The sequence below is a fragment of the Marinomonas posidonica genome (assembly GCF_043643765.1).
Taxonomy (GTDB): Bacteria; Pseudomonadota; Gammaproteobacteria; order Pseudomonadales; family Marinomonadaceae; genus Marinomonas; species Marinomonas posidonica_A.
On the sequence record NZ_JBHZSP010000003.1, the window covers coordinates 95,771 to 118,886 of the forward strand.

19 protein-coding genes are annotated in these 23,116 nt (G+C 43.4%); 9 read left to right on the forward strand and 10 right to left on the reverse strand.

Going from position 1 to position 23,116, the window contains the following annotated elements:
* The first annotated feature begins 8 nt into the window (after window positions 1-8).
* Complete coding sequence (iolB, locus tag ACHUFM_RS04415) at window positions 9-833, forward strand: 5-deoxy-glucuronate isomerase (RefSeq protein ID WP_394179947.1); 825 nt, start codon at window positions 9-11, stop codon at window positions 831-833.
* 29 nt (window positions 834-862) lie between these two features.
* Window positions 863-1,861, forward strand: coding sequence for an inositol 2-dehydrogenase (gene iolG, locus ACHUFM_RS04420; RefSeq protein WP_394179949.1), 999 nt, complete (start codon window positions 863-865; stop codon window positions 1,859-1,861).
* A gap of 120 nt (window positions 1,862-1,981) precedes the next feature.
* Here the strand turns inward: iolG and ACHUFM_RS04425 are convergent, their stop codons facing one another.
* From ACHUFM_RS04425 to ACHUFM_RS04435, 3 genes are all read right to left on the reverse strand, one after another.
* The gene (locus ACHUFM_RS04425) at window positions 1,982-2,149 is read right to left on the reverse strand and encodes a hypothetical protein (protein WP_394179951.1); all 168 of its coding nucleotides are present in this window, start codon (window positions 2,147-2,149) and stop codon (window positions 1,982-1,984) included.
* A 215-nt stretch (window positions 2,150-2,364) separates the two neighbouring features.
* Complete coding sequence (locus tag ACHUFM_RS04430) at window positions 2,365-2,769, reverse strand: acyl-CoA thioesterase (protein WP_394179953.1); 405 nt, start codon at window positions 2,767-2,769, stop codon at window positions 2,365-2,367.
* A 104-nt stretch (window positions 2,770-2,873) separates the two neighbouring features.
* Entirely contained in the window at window positions 2,874-3,488 is a 615-nt protein-coding gene (locus ACHUFM_RS04435; protein WP_394179955.1) for a protein-tyrosine phosphatase family protein, read from the reverse strand.
* Window positions 3,489-3,902: 414 nt separating this feature from the next.
* Here ACHUFM_RS04435 and fucP point away from each other — a divergent pair, with 414 nt between their 5' ends.
* Together fucP and ACHUFM_RS04445 are read left to right on the forward strand one after the other, a co-directional pair.
* Window positions 3,903-5,207: an L-fucose:H+ symporter permease gene (fucP, locus tag ACHUFM_RS04440; protein WP_394179957.1), complete on the forward strand. Its 1,305-nt coding sequence runs from the start codon at window positions 3,903-3,905 to the stop codon at window positions 5,205-5,207.
* A gap of 110 nt (window positions 5,208-5,317) precedes the next feature.
* Complete coding sequence (locus ACHUFM_RS04445; protein ID WP_394179958.1) at window positions 5,318-6,256, forward strand: DMT family transporter; 939 nt, start codon at window positions 5,318-5,320, stop codon at window positions 6,254-6,256.
* Between the two features lie 186 nt (window positions 6,257-6,442).
* On the opposite strand, the gene ACHUFM_RS04450 is transcribed toward ACHUFM_RS04445, so the two are convergent.
* The 6 genes from ACHUFM_RS04450 to ACHUFM_RS04475 form a co-directional block, all read right to left on the reverse strand.
* The gene (locus ACHUFM_RS04450) at window positions 6,443-10,456 is read right to left on the reverse strand and encodes an amino acid adenylation domain-containing protein (protein WP_394179960.1); all 4,014 of its coding nucleotides are present in this window, start codon (window positions 10,454-10,456) and stop codon (window positions 6,443-6,445) included.
* 197 nt (window positions 10,457-10,653) lie between these two features.
* A complete protein-coding gene (locus ACHUFM_RS04455) occupies window positions 10,654-11,883 on the reverse strand; it encodes an MFS transporter (RefSeq protein ID WP_394179962.1) in 1,230 nt (409 codons plus the stop codon).
* Between the two features lie 30 nt (window positions 11,884-11,913).
* A complete protein-coding gene (locus ACHUFM_RS04460; protein WP_394179964.1) occupies window positions 11,914-12,366 on the reverse strand; it encodes a pseudoazurin in 453 nt (150 codons plus the stop codon).
* Window positions 12,356-13,192, reverse strand: coding sequence for an ABC transporter ATP-binding protein (locus ACHUFM_RS04465; protein WP_394179966.1), 837 nt, complete (start codon window positions 13,190-13,192; stop codon window positions 12,356-12,358). Before ACHUFM_RS04465 ends, ACHUFM_RS04460 begins: the two co-directional genes overlap by 11 nt.
* Before the next feature lie 3 nt (window positions 13,193-13,195).
* Entirely contained in the window at window positions 13,196-14,251 is a 1,056-nt protein-coding gene (locus tag ACHUFM_RS04470) for a FecCD family ABC transporter permease (protein ID WP_394179968.1), read from the reverse strand.
* A gap of 34 nt (window positions 14,252-14,285) precedes the next feature.
* Window positions 14,286-15,386 (reverse strand): ABC transporter substrate-binding protein, encoded by a 1,101-nt coding sequence (locus tag ACHUFM_RS04475; protein WP_394179970.1) that lies wholly within the window; start codon window positions 15,384-15,386, stop codon window positions 14,286-14,288.
* A 254-nt stretch (window positions 15,387-15,640) separates the two neighbouring features.
* Here ACHUFM_RS04475 and ACHUFM_RS04480 point away from each other — a divergent pair, with 254 nt between their 5' ends.
* From ACHUFM_RS04480 to ACHUFM_RS04500, 5 genes are all read left to right on the forward strand, one after another.
* Window positions 15,641-16,834 (forward strand): isochorismate synthase, encoded by a 1,194-nt coding sequence (locus ACHUFM_RS04480; RefSeq protein WP_394179972.1) that lies wholly within the window; start codon window positions 15,641-15,643, stop codon window positions 16,832-16,834.
* Entirely contained in the window at window positions 16,824-18,446 is a 1,623-nt protein-coding gene (locus ACHUFM_RS04485; protein WP_394179974.1) for a (2,3-dihydroxybenzoyl)adenylate synthase, read from the forward strand. The genes ACHUFM_RS04480 and ACHUFM_RS04485 overlap by 11 nt, the downstream gene beginning before the upstream one ends.
* A 10-nt stretch (window positions 18,447-18,456) precedes the next feature.
* Complete coding sequence (locus ACHUFM_RS04490; RefSeq protein WP_394179976.1) at window positions 18,457-19,356, forward strand: isochorismatase; 900 nt, start codon at window positions 18,457-18,459, stop codon at window positions 19,354-19,356.
* Complete coding sequence (gene dhbA, locus ACHUFM_RS04495; RefSeq protein ID WP_394179978.1) at window positions 19,353-20,108, forward strand: 2,3-dihydro-2,3-dihydroxybenzoate dehydrogenase; 756 nt, start codon at window positions 19,353-19,355, stop codon at window positions 20,106-20,108. The genes ACHUFM_RS04490 and dhbA overlap by 4 nt, the downstream gene beginning before the upstream one ends.
* A gap of 73 nt (window positions 20,109-20,181) precedes the next feature.
* Window positions 20,182-20,865, forward strand: coding sequence for a 4'-phosphopantetheinyl transferase family protein (locus tag ACHUFM_RS04500; protein WP_394179980.1), 684 nt, complete (start codon window positions 20,182-20,184; stop codon window positions 20,863-20,865).
* 142 nt (window positions 20,866-21,007) lie between these two features.
* On the opposite strand, the gene ACHUFM_RS04505 is transcribed toward ACHUFM_RS04500, so the two are convergent.
* On the reverse strand, window positions 21,008-23,092 hold the full coding sequence (locus tag ACHUFM_RS04505; protein WP_394179982.1) for a TonB-dependent receptor: 2,085 nt from the start codon (window positions 23,090-23,092) through the stop codon (window positions 21,008-21,010).
* Between the last annotated feature and the right edge of the window lie 24 nt (window positions 23,093-23,116).

Consider the following 23,116-nt stretch of genomic DNA (forward strand, 5'->3'; position numbering starts at 1 on the left):
GAAGCACTATGTCACGTTTACTCAGTAAAAAGCGTCAACAGGCTGGGCAGTCACAAACTCAGTTGGTGACGCCAGCCAGTGCCAATTGGCAGTATGTTGGCTTTGAGGCTCATCAGCTAAAAGCAGGTGAGTCAGTTAGCCTTGCGACCGGCAGCGACGAAGTTTGCGCGGTGATTTTGAGTGGTAAGGCGAATGCGCGCACTCAGAATGAGTCCTGGGATGACATTGGTGATCGCATGAGTGTGTTTGATCAAAAAGCTCCTTATGCGGTGTATGCGCCTGCTCAAGATGAAATTGCTATTGAGGCGCTGACCGATGTGGAAGTGGCGTTTTGCAAAGCGCCAGGCAAAGGTGGCCATGGGGCTAAATTGATTCGTCCTGATCAGTGTCAGTACGAAACCCGTGGTGTGGCGAGTAATACGCGCCACGTTTGCAATATTTTGTTTGGTAATGAACCTGCTGATAGTTTGTTAGTGTGTGAAGTGATCACACCTAGTGGTGGTTGGTCTAGCTACCCGCCTCACAAGCATGATACCGACGCAGCGCCAGCGGAAACTCAGTTAGAGGAAACTTATTACCACAAGATAGATCCACCTCAAGGTTTTGCCTTTCAGCGTGTCTATACAGACGATCGCAGCATTGATGAAACCATGGCGGTGGAAGATGGGGACTTGGTAATGGTGCCAGAAGGCTACCATCCTGTGGGCGTTCCTCATGGTTATCAGTCTTACTATCTGAATGTCATGGCAGGACCTAGTCGTAACTGGATCTTTCATAATGACCCCGATCATGAATGGATCATAGAACGCGATAAAAAAGTAAATAATGGTTGATTGAATAAAAATAACTTAAGGATTTCACTATGTTGAATTTTGCTTTATTTGGTGCGGGTCGTATTGGCAAGATGCATGCGCAAAACCTTCAGGCGTTCGCGCATTCAAATTTGAAATACGTTTATGATGTGTATGCACCAGCCGCACAAGAAGTAGCAAAAGCCACTGGTGCGGAAGTGGCGGTCAGCGTTGATGACGTTTTAGCGGATCCAGAAGTGGATGCGGTATTGATCGCGACCAGTACTGACACGCACGTGGATTTGATCATCAAAGCGGCAAAAGCGGGTAAAGCGATTCTGTGTGAGAAACCGATTGATCTGGATACAGCGACCGTTAATGCTTGTATGGAAGAGATCAAAGATTGCAATGTGCCGATTCAAATTGGTTTCAATCGTCGTTTCGATCCAAGCCATGATGCAGCAGCCAAAGCCGCTCATGATGGTAGTGTTGGTAAACTAGAGCAAGTTATCATCAGTAGCCGTGATCCAGGTATGGCGCCTGTGGAGTATTTGAAATCCTCAGGTGGTATTTTTCGTGACATGATTATCCATGACTTTGACATGGCTCGCTTTGTCTTGGGTGAAGAAATAGTGGAAATCCAAGCCTTTGGAAGTGCCTTGGTAGACGAAAAAATCACTGAAATTGGTGACGTTGATAGTGTCATGGTGATTATGAAGAGCCAATCTGGTCGCTTGATTCACATTAATGGATCACGTCGTGCTGCTTACGGTTATGACCAGCGGGTTGAAGTATTTGGTTCTGAAGGTATGGTGATTTCTGAGAATCAAACACCAACCTCTGTTGTGCGCTACAACACGGATACAACCGGTGTGAAAGATCCACTGTTTAACTTCTTTATTGATCGCTATGGTGCGGCGTATAACCTACAACTAACTTCGTTCATAGAGAATGTGTTGGCGAAGCGCTCTGTCTCTCCAAGTTTTGAGGATGGTCGTCGTGCTCAGATTTTGGCTGACGCGGCGCAGAAGTCATTTGATACCGGCGAGAAAGTAACACTCTCTTGGTAATGGGTTTGTTTAGCTATTTTTTCTTTTAACGAAAAAGCCCCTTTGCATTTGCACAGGGGCTTTTTATTAAAAAATGTCCCGTCCTGAAACTGTTAAAAACAAGAGTGCTCGATCGCTGATTTAGGCCAACCAGTTTGTTGTCTCAACACCGCTCCAATTGATGTAGGAGGCTGGGCTATTAGGATTTGGGAATCGCTCAAGCTTGGCTTCGGTAAAGAGAAATTTATACGCTTTGTTTAGTAGTTTCATGGTGTCTTTTAACCTTCTTGTGAACAGCAGAATTATCATGATTTCACCCCTACTGGGTGTTGAATGAGGCAAGCTTAAAAGGCGGCTTTGATGAGCACAACTGATGTGTTCTCAGGTGAATGGTGAGCTTATTTCAACTATCTGATTTGGAATGTGTTTTTCGCTAAATCAGGTAGTTTTATGCTTAATTGAGGAGGATAAAGGCCCAATTGTGCACAATGCTTTATGGGCCTTAATATGAAGTTTGAAAAGCTTCAAACAATCGCCAGTTCGATTTTTTGGCGATAGTCTTCTGGCAGAGGAATGGCCGCTTGCTGTTCTTTTGAAAAACACACATAAGTGACGTCTGCTTCCACCACCAGTTTTTTGTTGCTGGCATTCACGATACGCTGTTTCATTGTGATACTACGATTGCTTAATTTGGCAAATTGAGTTTCGACTTCCAGCACATCCCCAAATCCTGCCTCCGCTTTGAAGTTGATATTAATATTCACCACTGCCCACACAATACCTTGTTTTAGCATGTCATCGCCGACATCGAATTCATCAAAAAAGGCCCAGCGACCTTCTTCTAAAAACTCCAAATAGCGGGCATTGTTAACATGTTGAAAAATATCGAGATGATAGCCTCTGACTTTGATTTGCACTTTACCTTGCATGCAGTCCTCCTATTATTTTTATTCATAGCAAGGTTAAAGCGACAAGCCGTGCAAACAAATAACAAAATCGCTTGATTTTAATGACAGTATGGCAGTGCAAGGAATTAGGGGATCATGCTTTGTAAATGTTTGGCGATCAACGCGGCTTGTTCTGCAGCGTTAATCAAAGCTGGTTTTGGGGTTTCATGCCATTCATCTGGGTGTAATGCTCGTTTGTCACGGATTAAATCAATGGCTGATTGCAGACTAGGGTAGATCTGTGGGTATTCTAGATGTAAAAACAGCGCGAGTAAGGCCACAGAACGGCTTCTTCCACCCCGACAGTGGATTAAAAGGTTACCTTGCTCCTTAATCGGATATGAGGCTTTTTCCGGCATACGTTGGCGTAAGGCCGCGCGCAGTAAATAGTATCCAGACAGTAGCATTTCTGGCGGATTTCCAGGACCATCGATTAAGCCAATTTTATAGTAACGCACATGACCAGTACCAAAGTTCAGCAAAGGTGGCTGATGTTTGTGGTCGGTTGTGCTGGCAAAGTCGATGTCGAGATTTACGGCGCAGTTAAAAATCACCTTAATATTGTATTGCTGGTGAAGCTGATGATCCGCTGCACCAACAGATCCTCCCAAATAAATGTCGACATGATACCCGTCAATATTCTGCACAATTAAGCTCATTGGTGGGCGAGGGTAGCGTTTCTTAACGTTACTGCTGGTCATAATCAGTGTTTGCCTTGTCAGTGATTGGGGGACGTGATGCTTTGCTCAGTTTAACATGAGTGCTAAGGCCAGCTCCTTTTACTCTTAATTTTTGTTTAGTTGCTAAGATTGGTCAGCTATAGTGAATGTTGCGTCACGAATATTTCATTTATGTTAATGAACTGGGCAAGAAAAAGTTAAATGTTTGTGTTTAATGCAAGTTTTCGTCATTTCGGTCATTTTTTGTCACGCTTGGTGGTAGGATCCTGCACCAAATTTTGATACTGCGAGTACCAAAAGTCGTGTCATTTTTTCTAATGATAAAGTGACGTGAATTTTTGGTATTTGAGCATCATTATCAATGTCTGACAGCTGCGGAAAGCCTTTTCTGATGACAGTCTGTCTTCTAACTATAAATATAGATGTTGTTGCTTTATGAAAAATCAAAACTCAGTGATCCAAGAAAATGTTTCTAACCAGTTCGTGTATGGCAATATGAAACTGGCCTTTATTTTATTGATTACCTGCTTCGCAGCCTGGGGTGTGGCGGCCAATATGACCGATCCTCTGGTAAAAGTATTCAGTAAAATCTTTACTATGAGTACTTTCGAATCGGCCTTAGTGCAATTTGCTTATTATGGTGCTTATTTCTGCTTAGCGATTCCTGCAGCCTTTATCAATGCACGTTATTCATATAAAGCGGGTGTGTTAAGCGGTCTTGGCTTGGCGATTGTGGGCGCGTTGGCTTTTTATCCTGCCAGTGCTTCTATGACCTACGGGTTTTTCTTAGCCGCTCTATTTATTATGGCGGCAGGTATGTCTATTCTAGAAACGTCTGCTAACCCGTTTGTTATGGCAATGGGGCCGGAAGCTACTGCGACACGTCGTTTGAATTTAGCGCAAGCCTTTAACCCAGTAGGGACCAACATCGGTGTTTTTCTTGCGGCGACTTTGATTTTGCCAAAGCTAAATACAGCGACAGCTGAAGAACGTGCTAGCATGGCGCCAGAGATGCTTAAGAGCATTCAAGCAGAAGAGTTAACAGGGGTTATGACACCTTACGTTGGTATGGCTTTTGTGCTTATGTTGATTTGGATCTTGGTGTTCTTTATTCGAGTGCCAAAAGCGAATGAATCTGGTGCGGGTTATCGTGAAGAAGCGACTAAAATTGATTTTTTTGCCACCTTAGGACGTTTATTTGGCAATGCACAATATCGCTGGGGTGTGGTTGCTCAATTCTTTAACGTTGCAGCGCAAACCTGTACTTGGACTTTCACTATCCAATATGTTCAGGAAGCGATTGGAGGTACGGAAGCGAGTGCGGCTGATTACTTACAGTACAGCTTGATCATTTTCCTAATTTCTCGTTTTGTGATGACTTGGTTGATGGGCTTCTGCCGTCCGGCATTATTGCTTAGCTTACTGGCAGCGACAGGCACCGTATTGTGCTTGTATGCTGTATTGACGCCAAATGTATCTGGCGTTTGGGCTATTGTGTCTATTTCAGCTTGCTTATCTCTTATGTTCCCAACTATTTATGGGGTCGCTTTGAATGGCCTAGGTGGCGATACTAAGTTCGGATCAGCTGGCTTGGTTATGGCTATTCTAGGTGGCGCGATTATGCCATTGGTACAAGGCGCGACAATTGACGCTTACAGTGCAACGGTATCCTATGTGGTGCCCGCTGTTTGTTTCCTAGTCGTTGCTGCTTATGGCTTGTTTGCAATGAAACGTACTTAGTCGTTTTATCGCTTTTTGAGAAGCCTCGCTATGCGGGGCTTTTTAATGTCTGCAAAATAATTCATAATATGTTTTTTTGTTTTCATACTATGTTTTATAAGGAAGTGAATGTGTTTGCAAATGATTTTTTTATTCGTCGATCAGTAGTCTTTGTCTCAGCGGTAATTTGTACATTTCTTTGGGGTAGTTCTTATCCAGCTATTAAAACAGGCTATGCATTGTGGCAAATTGAGGCAAACGACATCGTGTCGCAAATGGTATTTGCTGGTTTAAGGTTTTTGTTGGCGGGTGTGTTTTTGCTCGTCTTGATTGAAGTGATAGGGCGAAAAAAAGAAACCTTTCAATGGTATAAATTCCGTCAGGTTAGTCTTCTAGGTGTTATGCAAACTAGCTTTCAGTACGTTTTTTTTTATATCGGCTTAGCGTTTACCACAGGCGTAAAGGCTTCCATTATGAATGCCACGGGCACATTCTTTAGTGTCATTTTAGCCCATTTTATCTATACCAATGACAGACTCAGTCAGCGCAAAGTACTAGGGTGTTTATTGGGATTTTGTGGTGTTTTTATGGTGAATTTTAGTGATTCTTTACTGACATTTGACTTCAGTTTAGCGGGAGAGGGGGCAATTATCTTTGCCGCTTTTATTCTGGCGGCGGCCTCAATTTACGGCAAAAAAATTTCACAGTCTATGGATCCGATGCAAATGACAGCCTGGCAGTTAACCATTGGAGGATTGGTGTTACTGATATTGGGGGCGGCTTCAGGCGGCAAGGTTCATCATTTTTCGTTTGATGCCGGACTCATTTTAGTCTACCTAGCTTTCTTGTCTTCCGTTGCTTTTGCTTTATGGAGTGTACTATTAAAGCATAACCCTATTGGTATGGTGACTATTTTTAATTTTTTAGTACCTGTGTTTGGCACTATGTTGTCAGCAGTGTTTCTGCATGAAAGTATTCTCGAATGGAAGAATTTAATGGCGTTGATATTAGTGTGCTTAGGTATATATTTGGTGACGAGTTTAAAGACAAAACGCTCAATGACGACTTAAATCATGCTGTGTGGTGTTGTTTAAGTGATGAGTTAACCCCTTAATTCGCCCTATGCGACACACTTTCGTCCACAAAGCGTTTAACACGTTTTAGTGTTGTTGTTCGCGTTTGAGTAAGCATAAAAAAGCGAGGTTACGGAGACCTCGCTTTTTTTTACAGCTTAAATATTAGTTTGTATTTTCTCGTTATGGCAATTTGTCTTTTTTATTTTTGAGCGGCTTAATCTGAGCTTTGTTTAATTGGTTACGCAGTATCGGAGCTATTTGGCTAAGTGCTGCAGGATCCAACATTTCCTGATGACGACAGGCAATTTGATGACTTTCAACACGACCTTCTGTGCGATTTTGCCAGGCAATGCTAGAGTGTTCGAGTATCTTTTCCATTGAACCATTAACGCTGTCAGAGGCGGCAAAGAAGAGAATGTCTGCCTTGATGGTATGAGCTTTATATTGACTCGCCAGTGCTAGATTGTGCTCAATGGTTGCTTGAATGCGACTCATAATATCCTCTTGGCTAGCTTGTATTTTCTTCACCACCGACATGGAAGAGTCGTCATAATCACGCCAGAGTAAGGCCGCTAATTCAGCTTTATTGATAGGCAAAGCTTCAAGTTTACTCAGATCGTATCCTAAAAATATTAACGCAGATTTGATAATATCAGCTTCATTTTTGGGCTCCTGATAGCCTGTTTTATATGGGTAACTGTCTAACATACACAGGAAAGAAACAGATTCCCCTTGAGCTTCTAATTGTCGTGTAATGGCATGAGCAACTAAGCCGCCGAACGACCAACCTAATAATTGGTATGGTCCTTTAGGTTGTACACTTTGTATCAGGGTTAAGTAGTGAGCAGCAATGTTTTCTAAGCTCTCTGGTTTGGTCTCCATTTGCGTTAAGCTTAGAGACTGTAAGCCAAACAGTGGTGTGGATTGAGGTAGGTGCTTGAGTAATGCTGCGTAACCCCAAGACAGCCCTAATGCAGGGTGGATACAAAACAGAGGAGCATGTTCGCCTGAAGACTTAATAGGCAATAAAGCTTGTAGTGGGTTCCAGTGGGAGGTTTGTTGTAAATGCTCCGCCAATTCAGCAATGGTCGCCGCTTTAAATAAGACGCCCAATGGAATATCCATACCGAGATTTTGTTCTAATTTGTGCAGAAGACGAGTAGCCGTTATGGAATCACCACCTATTTCAAAGAAGTTGTCGTGAATACCCACTAAGGTCAGTCCAAGGGTTTCTGCCCACAGGTTAGCGAGCATCTCTTCAGTGTGGTTGCGTGGCGCTTGATAATGATTTGCCGCTTGCCAACTGGGCTGTGGTAGTGCTTTTCGATTGATTTTACCGTTCGGCGTTAAAGGCATTTCATCTATGCTGATAAAGTGACTCGGAATCATGTAGTCGGGTAACTTAGTGATTAATGTCTGTCGAATATCATGAATGTCTAATTCAGCCAGATCCGTAAGTAGATAAGCGACGAGTTGTTTACTGCCGGTTGGAGAGGTTTGCGGCATAACAACGGCTTGTTCTATGGTCGCCATAGTCGCTAAAGCTGATTCGATGTCTCCTGTTTCAATGCGGAAACCACGAATTTTCACTTGGTTATCTTCACGTCCTAGATATTCTAAAATACCGTCTTCTCGCCATCTGGCTTTGTCTCCCGTGATGTAAACCTTTTCACCGCTGGTAAATGGGTGATCAATAAAACGCTCAGCGGTTAAGTCGGGACGTTTATAATATCCCAATGCTAAACCGTGTCCTGCAATATAGAGGTCGCCCGTGACGCCAACGGGAACGGGTTGCATGGTTTTATCAAGCACATACATTTGAGTATTAAAAATGGGGCGACCAATGGGGGGACTTTGGAGGTCTTGTTCATGCTCAAGAGGCATGACACTTGACCAGATGGTGGTCTCAGTTGGTCCATAGAGGTTCATCACTGGATGACCTAAGGCATGCATATGTTTAGCCAGTTGCCCTGATAAGGCTTCACCACCGACTAATGCTCGCACGCCGTGCCATTGTGTCTGAAACTCTGGCAACAGAGCTTGCCATAATGAGGGCGTGGCTTGCATAAAGGTGATCTGGTACTCGTTTGCCAACTGGGTAAGGCGTTCTGGCGCTCTGACAGTATCTCGAGTAGCAATGACCACAGAACCGCCAAGCATGATAGGCAAAAAGAGTTCCAACAACGAAATATCAAAAGAGATGGTGGTCACTGCTAAAAAACGATCTAGCTGACTGAATTTGAGTTCATGTTGCATCGCGAGCAAGAAATTTTTTAGTGCATGATGGGATATTTCAACCCCTTTAGGACGTCCTGTGGACCCTGAAGTATAGATTACATAAGCGGGTGAATGAGGGTTGGTTGGTTGAGGCCGTTGCCTTACCGATAAGTTGCTCTTTGTTGTCTCTGTTTGATCTGTATATAACACCGTAAACTTTGTGTCTGGTAGACAAGAACTGACTTGGTGGTTGGTGATGATGCACGCAGGCTCGGCGTCTTCTAATATGCTGGCCAATCTGTCTTGTGGAAACTCTGGGTCGAGTGGTAAGTAGGCGGCGCCCGCTTTCCAGATTCCCAAAAGTACGGCTAGCATCTCGCTATTGCGGGGTAGACAAGCCGCCACTAATTGAGCGGGTATGACCCCATGATCAATGAGGCGTTGAGCCCAATATTCTGCTTTTGAATTGAGTGCTTGATAGGTGAAATCCCCATCCTCTCCTATGACCGCTGTGCTTAATCCAAGCTGCTTTACTTGCTGATGGAACATTTCTAAGTAGCTGCTGTCAGTAAGTTTGGTGTGCGTTTGATTCCACTTATAAAGGATCTCCTGTTGTTCCGCATCACTCAATAGAGACGCTTGTGAAATAGGCTGTTTTACTGAGCTTAGTAAGCTTTTAATCAAACGTTCAAACTGTTGTAAGTGCTGGGCCAACTCTTTATCTGTATAACGTTTTGGATTGGCATCAAATTCGATGCTTGGGCCTGAACCGTTCTGTCTATCAAAGATAAATACCGTAAGATCTTCGATCATAGCATTACTGAGATTGTGTAATGTGGTCGAACAATGACCAAATTTCACGTCGTAATCAAAGGGCTCAATATTGACTCCTAGTGACGCAATCTGTTGATTGGCTGATAACATGCCCAAATCCCGCTTTAGATCTTCATAGCGATATTGTTGATGACGTAATGCATGTCGTACGACTTTAGCGGTTTGCTCCAATAATTCTTGAAAACACATGGATGAGGAAAACGTTAAGCGGATCGGTACTGCATTAGCTAACATTGCCGGCGTTTTTTTTTGTATTGCGTTCACTCTGGCGGAGACTGGCATTGCCATCACCAGATCATCAGCTCCTGTCATGCGATAAAAGTACGCCGCCACTAAAGCAATAAGAGTCTGTGGTCGACTGGCACCAAATGCTTGACCTATTTGATTTAAATGTTCAGAAAGAGCAGCCGATAGACGCAAGGTTTGACGACGCATTGGACTTGGGTCATCAGAGCGAATGCGTTGTGCTAAAGACACACTTTCAGGAAGGTGGAGCAGATTATTGAGCCAATATTGTCGATCTGCTTTAAAGCGCTTACTGTTTTTGTAGTGTTGTTCTTGCTCAAGCAAACTTTCTAATGTGCGAAAGGGACAATCCTCAACCTCTCGGTGGAAAAAATACCCATTGTATAAGTGTGATAGACGTTGCGTAATCAGATGACCGCCAAAGCCGTCTAATGCGACATGATGACAGCGGTGATACCAGAAATAGTGGTTGTCGGCGATCTTTATCAAAGCACTAAACCACAATCGATCACCTTTTTGCGTTAGAGGCTTAAGGTAATCTTGTTTCATCCAGTGCAAAGCACTGTTGATGGGGTTGGCCTCATGACTCATATCTAACAAAGAGAAGTAATCATCGTAAGACTGAGAGATAAACTGATACGTTTCATTTTCAGTTTCGACAATTTGTGAGCGAATGCAGTCAGCTTCTGTGATCAGTTGATTAATGGCTTTTTGAAAGAGTAAGACATTTAACTCGCCCTGAATTTCAAGGTACTCTGCGACATTGAAGGCTGTACCTTTGGGAGCCAGTTTTTGTGCGATCCATTGACCGCGTTGAGCCGTCGAAAGAGGCAGTAGGGTATGAGGTGATTGAGCATCAGGCGTGTTTAAACCGTCGGCATGGGGTTGCTTATTCATCGTGGTTTGCTCCTGCAAGTTGGGAAGCGTTTCTTAATAAGACGCTACCGTTATTCATAATCCGTATGAAACTGGATAAATATTATTACTTATGTTCTCTTAATTTAAGTACATATTGGGATGAATTTAAATAGTCATTTATTATTAATGGAAAGGTTTTACGTTTTAATGACACCTAAGTAAATGAAATTTTGTTTTTATGGGCTTAATTTACCTTGAAGATTTCTAATTTGCCAAAATAACAAACTACCAGAAATAGCGCCACAGCAAGCCAGACCAATCCAAATATAAGAGTGATTTATACTGGTAGATGAAAGTAGCCAGCCAATGGTGATGTTGCCAGTAAAGGCATAAAGGCCTCCTATACAAGAATACAAACCATAATGGCTGCCAAGTGTTTTAGCTTCGCAGAAGGTAGGGACATGTGCACCCAATAAAGGAAATACTAACATGGAGCCAAGACTGAAAAACAACGCACAAAAAAGAAATGGCATGGCTGGAAAGGGGACGAAATGCAGGTTCAGCCATAAATAACTGCTGCCCATAATCGACATGCCTAATCCCATACCCAGTGCGGTGCCAAGTCGATGTTCTACAAAACGACTAACCGGCATCTGCATGAGGACGCCGGTAATGGACGAGGTGGCAAACACCCAAGTAATGATGCTGATATCTTGAGTCACGACTCTTACTTCATGGGGAATGGCGATGTAAAGTTGGTGGAATAGCAGATGATAAACAGAAGAACAAAGCACAAATGCCATAAACGTTTTATGGGTTAACATGCTGAACCATTGTCGCCAAAATGCAGGCTGAGGCTCTTTCAATGTGCTTTGCTGAGAGTCTAACTCTGGTAAAAAACGCCACTGAATCAGCAGCAGAATACTGAATAACCCAGCAGAAAGTAGACCCACTAGAGCAAAATCTACTACCAATAAACTTAGACCAACCAGAGGACCTAACAGCATGCCCGCTTCAGACGTTAGGTTTTGCAAGGCAAAGACTTTTTGTCGCTGATTTTGATGTGGGTATTCTGACGCTAAATAGGCTTGGCTACTTGGTGTAAACAAGGCGCCTGCAAAGCCTGAACAAAACGCGCCAATTAACAGCACAGGGACCGTTTGGCCTATACCCAGTAAAGCAAAGCCAATAATGCGTATAGCACAGCCTAGTAAAATCAGCTTTTTATAGCCAAATAGATCCCCCAGCGTGCCACCGACTAAAAACAGGCCTTGTTGGCTCAATACTCTCAAACCTATGATGGCACCGACAAACCAACCCGTAATACCCAAATCGTGCTGCAAATGATCCGCCAAATAAGGCAGCAGCATGTAAAAGCCGAGATTAAAGGTAAAACCATTTATCACCAGTACTTTGCCTGCTGGTGATAAAAGCCGAGAGTCGTTTATAAAGTGCTTGAAAAGCATGTTGTTGGGTTCTTTAAAGCGTTGTGGTGGCTAGCGAATTTGATTTAATAGGGTATCCATTCGATCGGGCTTAAGGGCCATTTTAGAGCGTAAACGGGGGGCTTTTTTGTTAATCAAAGCTCGGTTTTTAGCATCGCCAACTTGGATCATACCGACCATGCCCATCATCAAATGTGGCGGGCAATAGTATAGGTGTACGCCTTCTGTATCAAGCGTGATGGTATAGGCTTTGTCCAAAGCAGATTTCCACTGTTCACTACCTTCAGGCACCACATAAGACTGAGCGTTATGACCGGAATGGTTGGGAAGAAAAGTGACTGTATCGCCAACTTGAGCGTGAATAAAAGCAGGCTCGAATATCATGCCACCTTGTTCTGCTGAACCATAATTTAGCATTTGAATTTGCCATTCTTTGGCATAAGCAGTGTGGCCGAATAGGGTGATGCTAAGCGTCATTATCACGGCGTCAAGTTTAGATCGCATTGGCTATTCCTTTGGTTGATTGCGTGACTTTATTGTCTGGGTGTGCGTTTGCTTCTGCGCGGCTTCTACGTATGGTCCGTACGAAGGGTAGACCATGACTGTCTTTGGATATTTCAGCTTGAACGCTATACACATCTTTGATCAGCTCAGGAGTGAGAATTTCTTTCGGGTGGCCACTTTTCACCAATTGACCTCCTTTTAGCACCAACAAATTATCTGCATATTGAGCGGCCAGATTCAGGTCGTGTAACACCATTAAGGTCACCCAGCCTTGTTGCTTAGTTTGTTCATCAAGGTGATCCAATAAAACATGCTGAAAGTGTAAGTCTAGAGCACTGACGGGCTCGTCTAACATGAGAATTTTGGGGTTCCGCATTAAGGCTTGAGCGAACAAAATCATCTGGCATTGACCACCGCTGAGTTTGTTTACTGAACGATTGGCCAAGTGCAACAGGCCGATTTTATCTAACGCCGATAAGGCTTGCTCAATTAAGGCATCATCAAGTCGTAAACTCAGTGCGTCAAGTTGACCTAGCAAAACCACTTCCAACACGCTGAGCTCAACATCCAGTCGGATATCTTGCGGCATGTAGCCGAAGAGTGTACGCCAAGCTGACACTTGTTTTGTTGATAACGCTTGATCAAAAAAACGTATGTCGCCAGACTTGGCTTTAATATCGCCAAATAGGGTTTTTAGTAGAGTGCTTTTGCCTGTGCCATTCGGGCCAATGATGACGTTGACTTTACCCGGCTGAAGAGAAAAAGACATATCTTTTGCGAGCGTTAAAGTATCTAACGTGACATTGAGTTGATTTATCGTCAGCATAATCTAGCGCCTTTTTCCTAAAATTAACCAGAAGAAGAAAGGCACACCTATGATGGCGGTAACTATGCCAATGGGGAATAAAGCACCGGGAACGATGACTTTCGATAACACGGATGCACTGGACAGTAAAAAGGCACCAATCAAAAAAGACAGTGGGATGAAAAAACGTTGATCTTCGCCTACCAAAATTTTCGCAATATTGGGTGCCACAATACCAATAAAGCCGATGATACCGACAAAGCTAGTCACCGTAGCGGTCATTAAGGCGACGATAAAGAGGGTTTTGAGACGCAAGCGACTGACATTGACCCCCAAACTTTTTGCTCTTTCTTCCCCTAGACGTAACGCGGTGAGTTTCCACGCATCTTTTATCAAAAAGATCATGCAGACCAAAGTGACGCTTCCAACAATCAGCAGATTAGACCAAGACGCTTTAGAGAGACTGCCAAATAGCCAGAAAAGAATTTGCTGACTCAACTCTGGAGATGAAATGAATTGCACCAATGACAATAGAGATTGAAACAAAAATAGAAGGGCAATACCGGCCAAAATCAGCTGTCCTGAGCTGATGTGTTGCATGGTTGCTAGGGCAAACAAGAAGGCTGCTGCTAGCATGCAGCAAACAAACGCGCCAAGAGGTACGGCCACATTTGCATTTAAACCAAGCGAGCCAACATACAAGATCATGGCGGCACCAAACCCGGCTGCCGCGGCCATACCTAAAGTATAAGGACTGGCCATGGGGTTGTTTAACAGGGTCTGCATTTCAGCACCACCTACCCCTAAAACACCACCAACGATGACCGCCATGATGGCAATGGGCAACCTTAGGTTTGTTACTATGACTTCTGTAGTGGGATCAACGGGCGTGTCAAAACCTATGAGATGAAGCAGGGCGTTCGCTACTTCTTTGATGTTTAATAACGATGGGCCAGTGGCCACATCCAAAATGAAAGAGGTGATCAACACCACGAATAGGATACTCATAACAAACCAGCGACGTTGTTCAGAACGTCGCTGGTTTGAAATAGCATCAGAAAGTAAACCTGATGACTGCATAGTTAGAATACCGACTTAAATGTTAGGCGGTATATTACTCCGAAAGTTGAACAGTAAAAGTACCAGTAGGGGTAACAGGTAGGTATTTCTTATAGAAATCCAGATAAGCTTGCTCAGGGTTTACGTTTTTGAACAGGTCTGGGTACATGGCTTTGGCCATGAATTGAGCCATAGAAGCATCTAAAATGGTACGGGAAGCGCCTTGGTAAAGACCATAGACTTGATCATTTTCTACCGCTGGCATTTGCGCCCAGCCTGCACGTTTTGTGAAACCGGCTAAGCGTTGTTCCGCTAAATCACGATCAATACCTTGTCCCATTGGCAGAGCATCGCCTTTTACGCCAGACTCAGTACCTGTAATGAAGACCACTTGTGGTTTGGAAGCCAGCACTTGTTCTGGGTTCATTGGTCCCCACCATTCTACGAAGGGAGCGGCAATATTATCGCCTTGCAACATGGTTACCATGGCGCCCCACATGTTCTTACCGTAGGTAAAACTATATTGACTTGGTCCTTTGTTACCAAACTCGACGTAGGTACGTGGTTTCGGTAGCTTCGCTTCTTTAATGCGCTTGATAGTATTTTTAATGGTAGTTTGGTACTCGTTTGCGATTTGATCCGCGCGTTGTTCTTGACCTGTTAACTGACCAATAATCTGTGTGCTTTTTACGTGGCGTTCCAAGGTTTGTGCGTTGTAATCCACTACAACAATTGGAATACCAGCGTCTTCTAAGCGCTCAACATCCATTCCTAAGCCTTTGTATTGCCAATCGGATAATAAAATAACGCTGGGTCTTAGGCTCACTACTTTTTCAATGGAAAACGTTTGCGCTTCCACTTCGCCCACATCTGGGATCTGTTTCAGTGAAGGACGGTAGTTGGTGTATAGATTCCAGCTAGCCGGACGCCAAGCTTCCCAAGTATCACGGGATAATCCGACCACATGATCAAAGGCTTTTTCTGTGCCTATCGCCATATAATCTTCAGCATAAAACCCGAGGACAACTCGTTTAGCGGGTAAGTCAACTTCAACTTGTCTGTCTAAGACGTCATTAATAACCGTTACTTTTGCTTGGGCTGTAGCTGTCAATATGGACATTCCAAGAGCCATGGCAAGGAGGGAGCCGAGTTTCATCAATGTGATCCTTTATTTGAGAATGATTTTCGCATGCGAATCTTACTCAAATACGACTTTTTTTCAAGAAGTATTCATAGCGAGTACCAAAATGATGCTTATTGATAGGATATTGTCTAAAAAGTTTTCGCTTCCAGCCCCTCTGACCCTTACTTGCAGATTTTTTACATTGAATGACTGGTTTAATTAAATGCAATTGATTATCATTCGCTGAATCATTATAGAGTTAATGATTCTCATTATTGGAGGCTTTTATGGATGTTGCTTTTCCGGACTATGATTATGATGCTGATCTTTTGTCGTCGTCAGACCAGCACAAAACCGATTTATTTTTATTCAATTCCAGTCAGAATTTGGTGCGAGCTAGAGGCGTGAGTCAAACACTAGAGACGCCTCTGTCAGCCAAGACCTTTCAACATGATGTTCAGAGAGTCTTTGACGCTGAAAAAATGAAAGGCATAGATAAGCCTATTTTAGTGGGGGCTATTCCATTTGATTTGGATCAACCATGTCACCTTTTAGCCCCTAAATGGTCTGAAAGAGTTAAGCCCTTCTCTGCTAATTTCCCAGCTTTTAAAGACAAAGATTTTGCACATCACGTTCTAAGCCATTCGTTTACACCAGATCACAATAGCTTCGTGAAAATGATTGAAGAGGCTTTGGTGACACTTCGTCACGATGATTTGAAGAAGATCGTATTGTCAAAAACCTTAGATTTGACCCTTGATAAGTCCGTAGACATCCCTCGTTTATTAACCAATATCATGGGACAAAACCCGAATGCCTATCATTTTAGTGTGCCGCTTGAGACGGGCATTCTGATTGGCGCGAGCCCTGAGCTGTTAATCAGGAAAGAAGGTAACACGCTTTTTTCTAACCCGTTAGCAGGCTCTGCTAAGCGCAGCAAAGACCAGCAAGAGGATCGACGAATTTCACAAGCATTGCTGCAATCCAAGAAAGATCAATATGAACATCGTATTGTTGTGGATGCCATTCGTAGAGCACTAATTCCTATGGTTCAGTCAATGAAGTTAGAGGATCAGCCAAGTCTTATTTCCACTCCGACGATGTGGCATTTATCCACGCAAATTGAAGCCATATTAGCGAATGACTCAGAGATGAGTATTTTTGATGTGATCAAGCAACTGCATCCAACACCAGCCATGTGTGGCACCCCTACAGGTTTAGCACATGACCACATTGCGGCACTAGAACCACATCAAAGAGGTTTCTTTAGTGGTTTGGTTGGTTGGTGTGATGCGCAGGGTAATGGTGAATGGGCCATTGCGATTCGCTGTGCTGAAGTGGCCAGTAACAAGGTGAGACTGTTTGCTGGTGCAGGTGTGGTACCGGATTCCTGTGTAGAAAGTGAATGGCGAGAAACCAGTGCAAAAATGCAAACCATGATTAATGCTTTTGGTATAAAGGATTTTAACAATGACAATTGAGTTTACAGCTTGGCCAGAAGAATTTGCGACAGCATACCGGGAAAAAGGTTACTGGACGGATCGTCCAATGACGGATTTGATCGATCATGCTCCTAAAGAGAGTCTCGCGGTTTTGTGTGGTGAGCGCCAATTTACCTACGCTGATTTATGCCAAAAGTCTCAGAACCTAGCCGGTTATTTGCATCATCTAGGTCTTAAAAAAGGTGACACAGCACTGGTGCAGTTGCCTAATATTGCTGAGTTTTATGTTGTCTTCTTTGCGTTGTTGCGAATTGGGGTCGTACCAGTTAATGCTCTATTTAGCCACAATGAAAATGAGTTGTCCGCTTACGCGAAACAGATCAAACCAAGCCTTGTTATCGCCAGCCAACAGCACAGGTTATTTGCAAATGATCAATATTGGTTAACCCTGCAGCAGCAAGAGTCTAGCCTGAAGCACATTTTATTGGCTGGAACTGGCTGGGGGGCATCCTTGGATGAAGCAATGGCAACCTCGTCACAACAATTGGTTGACCACCCTAATGCACCAGACCAAGTGGCATTTTTCCAGCTCTCAGGTGGTAGTACAGGTACGCCAAAGCTGATTCCAAGAACCCATAACGATTACTTTTTCAGCATACGTCGCAGTGTTGAAATATGTGAATTCTCCTCATTGACTGTGTATTTGTGCGCTTTACCTTGTGCTCATAACTTTCCCATGAGCTCTCCTGGTGCTTTCGGTGTGTTCCACGCTGGTGGCACTGTGGTGATGGCCCCTAATCCGGAAGCGAACGTCTGTTTTGATTTAATTGAACGACATCAAGCCAATGTTGTGGCATTAGTGCCACCGGCGTTGGCTCTTTGGCTGCAAGTTGCTGTGGATCGGAAATCCTCTTTAACCTCTCTGTCTTTAGTTCAAGTAGGAGGGGCGAAGTTAAGTGAAAGCATTGCAAGACAAGTTCCCGAGACATTGGGTTGTCAATTACAGCAAATCTTAGGCATGGCTGAAGGTTTGGTGAATTACACCAGATTGGATGATGACTTTGAAACCATTGTTAAGACACAGGGTTACCCAATGTGCTCAATGGATGAAGTGAAAGTAATTGGGCTGAACGGCCACCCCGTTGCTCCTGGTGAAGAAGGTGAGTTGGTGACACGTGGGCCATACACCATTCGAGGCTATTACAAGGCACCAGAACACAATGCCAAAGTATTTGATCGCGAGGGTTTTTACCACACGGGGGATTTGGTAAGCCAAGATACGAATGGGTATCTAACGGTTGTTGGTCGAGATAAAGATCAAATTAACCGTGGTGGTGAAAAAATAGCGGCAGAAGAAATCGAAAATCTATTACTTAAGCATGAACACATTTTACACAGCGCCCTTGTTGCTATGCCGGACAGTATTATGGGTGAAAAAACCTGTGCTTTTGTTGTGCCTAGGCATGATGGATCAAAGTTGAAAAGTGTACAACTGAGAAAGTTCTTAAGAGGGTTTGGTGTTGCTGATTATAAGGTGCCTGATCGCTTTGAATTCATCGATGCTTTACCGCTAACACCAGTAGGGAAACCTAATAAAGTGGCGTTACGAGACATTATTCGTCAGCGTCTTCAGTTAAATAATGTGTCATAAGGGGAACAATATGAGCATTCTAACAATACCGTCTTATCCTATGCCGACTTCAGATACTTATCCCAACCAAAAAGTGAATTGGGTGTTAGAACCAAAGCGTGCGGTACTTTTGATTCATGACATGCAGGCGTATTTTTTACGTTTTTATGATGCAGAGTCTGAGTTGATCAAAACCCTTAAACAAAATCTGGCTGCGATTAAAGCTTACTGCCGAGCGAATGGCATTCCCGTTGTGTATACAGCGCAACCAAACAATCAAAAACCTGAAGATAGAGCTTTGCTTAATGACATGTGGGGAAGTGGGTTAAATGATTTTCCTGAATTGCAGCATGTGGTTAAGGAGCTGACGCCAAGCGAACAAGATACAGTATTGGTGAAGTGGCGATACAGTGCTTTCCACCGTTCTAATTTGCAGGAATTGATGGAAAGCTGGGGGCGTGATCAGCTATTGATCGGCGGAGTTTATGCACATATTGGCTGCATGATGACTGCTGTAGATGCTTTTATGCGTGATATTCAACCCTTTATGATAGGTGATGCGTTAGCGGATTTTAGTGAAAGTGAACATTATCAAGCCCTAACTTACACCGCTGGACGAGCGGGTAGAGTGATTTCCACCAATGAGGTATTGCTAGCAACCAGTGCTCGCTCAAGTGGTTTGCATTATGAGCAATTTAAAACGCAAATTCTGAGTTTATTAGACGAAGAAGAGCTTGAAGATTTTCAAGCAGATGATGAGTTGATTGATTATGGTTTGGATTCTATTCAAATTATGAATTTGGTTTCTCAATGGAAAGAATTGGGAATAGAGGTTTCCTTCCAAGAGTTGGCAACGGCAGCGACTTTAAATGCGTGGTGGGATCTACTGCAAACCAAAATGACAACGAAACCAGTGGATGTCGTGAAATGAGCCAACTCGATTTTACCGGAAAAACCGTTTGGGTGACGGGGGCTGGGCGAGGCATTGGCTTGGAAGTGGCAAATCAATTTCTCAGTCTTGGTGCTAATGTCATTGGTTTCGACCTTGCGTTTGATGATGCATCCTATGAGTTTGAGTGCATTACATTGGACATTAGTGATGAACAAAGGGTGAAAAGCCTTGTTGATCATGTGTTGCTTAAACATCCGGAGCTAGATGTGCTGGTAAATGCGGCTGGTATTCTGCGCATGGCCAGTGTGGAAGAGACAAGCTGGCAAGACTTTTCTGACTGCATAAATGTCAATGCGGGTGGGGCATTTTTAATGATTAAGCACACCATGGCACGTTTTAAGCAGCAAAAACACGGCGCTATTGTCACAGTCAGTTCAAATGCAGCAAAAGTGCCAAGAGTAAATATGATGGCGTATTGTGCTTCAAAGGCCGCTTTGAGTTCGCTGAGTCACACGGCTGGGTTAGAATTGGCGCCTTATGGTGTGCGTTGTAACTTGGTGTGCCCAGGCTCAACGGATACGCCGATGCAACGTCAGCTTTGGCAGGATGATCAAGCTGAAGCCAATACTATTAAGGGGTTTCCTGAGCAGTTTAAGTTAGGCATTCCGTTGGGGAAAATCGCGGCTCCAAGTGATATTGCTCAAGTGGTTGTGTTCTTTGCATCGCCAATGGCAAACCATATAACCATGCAAGATTTGGTGGTTGACGGTGGCGCAACCTTGAATGCTTAATCGGTTTCTTCAGAAACAGATTGAAATGCCCAATATATTTGTTATGTTGGGCATTTTTATTGGCTGTAACTAAGTGAAAAATAATAATCGAACTCGTATTCATTTCAAAGGACTGGGTGATGTTCTCGTTCATCATGTGTGTTTTAAGCAAGGTGATCTCATTGCCAATGAGCATACTTTTAACATCAAAAAGCCCAATGAATATGCTCGCTGGCGGTCAAAGCGAAAAGAAACCTATCTAGCCGGTCGACTTGCTGTTCAACTTGCTCAATCCTCACAAAATTTTCCGTTATTTGATGTTATTCGTGGCAATGATGGTGCGCCAATTTGGCCGACAAATTACATCGGGAGTATCTCTCATACGGATAATGAAGCGGTGGCAATTGTTGTTGAACCTGCTGAGTTGGCGATCAAGGGGATTGGGGTCGATATAGAGAGAGTGCAGAGTGCCGCTCAGTTACAAGATAGAGCGTTGATAGGAGAGCCCAAAGAATATGATCTACTAAGGAAAGCCGGTTTTGATGAGAGTATGGCCATTTTAATCTTGTTCTCTTTAAAGGAAAGTGTCTACAAAGCACTCTATCCATACGTTAAGCGATATTTTGATTTCCTAGACGCTGAATTGGTTGAGCTTGAAGAGCATCATTGTTGTATTCGAACAAAAGCGACGTTAAGTGATTCAGTGCCTGCAGGATTTTTGGTAAAGGCAAGGTATCAAATACAGAATGCCAACTTATTGTCTGTCGCCTATTGGTAGGGCATAGGGAATGATTGGACGTTGATGATTGAACACTACAAATGTCCTGTTGATGGCGGTGGTGTCTAACAATAAAAGGAAGTATAAAAAGACGAATCATGAGTGATTCGTCTTTTTATTTGAGCTAATACCGCTAAGCGAATTACATGCGGTAAGTTGCGCTTAGACCGATCGTGCGAGTTTGGCCAACTGATGCGCGTGTTCCTCGGTTAATCAGGTAAACAACGTCTTCATTGGTCAGATTTTTAATGTAACCATCTATCATGAAGTCACCGATTTCGTATTTAACTCTAGCGTTTGTAATGACATAGTCACCCGCTTTATAGTCTTCGGTATTATCCAAATCTGAGTAATACTCTCCAACGTACGTAGCGTCAGCTCCAAATGACCAGTTATCACCGATATACTGAGTAAAACCCAGTCCTAAATTTAAGTCAGGAGAATAGGTGATTTCGTTGCCATCCCATGAAGATGTGTCTGCATCGGTAGAGTCAACTTTCGTTTGAAGTGTACCGATAGAGCCTCGTATTTCTAAATCTTCATTAATAAATGCGACAGCCTCAAGTTCAGCGCCGTAAGTGTGTGCAGACTTTACATTTACTAAGCGATTTGAAGTATAAGCTTGGTAGTCAGCGTAATCGTTGTAAAAAACGCTTGCATTTAGGGTGATGCTATCAAAATGACTTTTGCTGCTGAACTCGTAGGCAGTCACTTCTTCTTTATCGAATGTATAATAGCTATTGTCACTCCAATCCAGTGCACCACCACCAGAGTTGTAACCTTGACGAATAGAGGCGCCTATTGTTGTTTGACCTGTTAGATCATAAGTCGTACTCAGCTTAGGTAAAAGGATAGTCTCAGTCTGATCTTGATTAAGGTTATGTTCCGTAACGCTTGGCCATGTTGTTGAACGAAGAAGGCTTCTATCTTGGTTGACACTTTCAATACGTCCACCAACTGTGATAACCAGTTTTTCTGTTGCGTTATAGGTTGTCTCACCATATAGCGATAGCGTTGTTTTGGAGCTATCAGCAATAAATGAGTTATCGGGTTGAACATCTAGGGTTCCGTCAGACTTAGAGGCATAAAGACCAATGAGGCCAGAAAACTGGGAGTCTGATGGTGTGATAATGATACGGTTTTCTAAGGAAATAGTTTCTTCTGTTTTTGTGAATAGAGTGCTACCTGGATATTCATCAAAATAGGCTTTTTGGTCGTTATAACTGATTTGTAGTGCGTTCTTTATCCCATCTGTAATTTGGTACTCAATGTCGACTGATAGGGTGTCGACAGTGGAGTCTTGTAGGCGTGTGTTGTTACCATTATTTGAATCGAGTGTGAGTGTTTGAGTCGAAAAGTTATTGTCTTTATCATTTGCCCAAGAAAGGTATTCGCCTTTGTTTTTTCTATGGGTAACACCTAGTTTGACAGTTAACCCATCGATGTTAGAAGGAGCCCAAAGCAGTTTGCCGCGTAAGTTAGTTGATTCTGAATCGTCAATATCAGGTCCATCGTCTAGCTCTGAATTAGCCTGTTTGTAGTTCATCCAGCCTTCGCCTTTTGTTCCATCAAATGCGATACGGTACGCTAGCTCGTCTTCTAATAACGGGCCAGAGTTCATAACAGCAATATTTTTTTGAAGGTTGCCATTATCGTAACGTTCTAGGCCAAGGCGAATAGCACTTTCAGAATCGAAAGAAGGGTCATTAGTCTGAATCACGACAGCCCCGCCAATGGCATTGGTTCCTTGGCTAGTTGACTGTGGCCCACGTAAAACTTCAACTTGCTGCGTGTCCCATAGTTGAGATGGGGTGAAGTTGTATCCGCCCCATGCTTCCGCAACACCATCAACTGTTGTTGATATACGTGGGCTCCCTCCCGTCATAAAGGCGTTACTACCAGTTGATGCTCCAGCTCCATTGACGCCACGGATATTAATCGTTCCAAAACCCGCAGAAGTCACATTAGGAGCAACGGTGACTATGTCATTCACTTCTTTTGATTCACCGCTGTCATACGTTTCTTCGGTAATCACTGTAACGGCCGTCGTCGTCTCCTTAATGTCCTTATCAATTTTTTCCCCTGTCACCACTAATGTTTCTAGTTGAGTCGAGTTTTCAGCAAATGTATTGGCTGAAATTAAAGCTGCATTAATGCTGATAACAGCGATGGCTACAGTAGATAAATGACTTGGAGTGCGAGTGGATGAGTTCTTAGAGAGATACATGATATTCCTTAAAATGTAAAAATC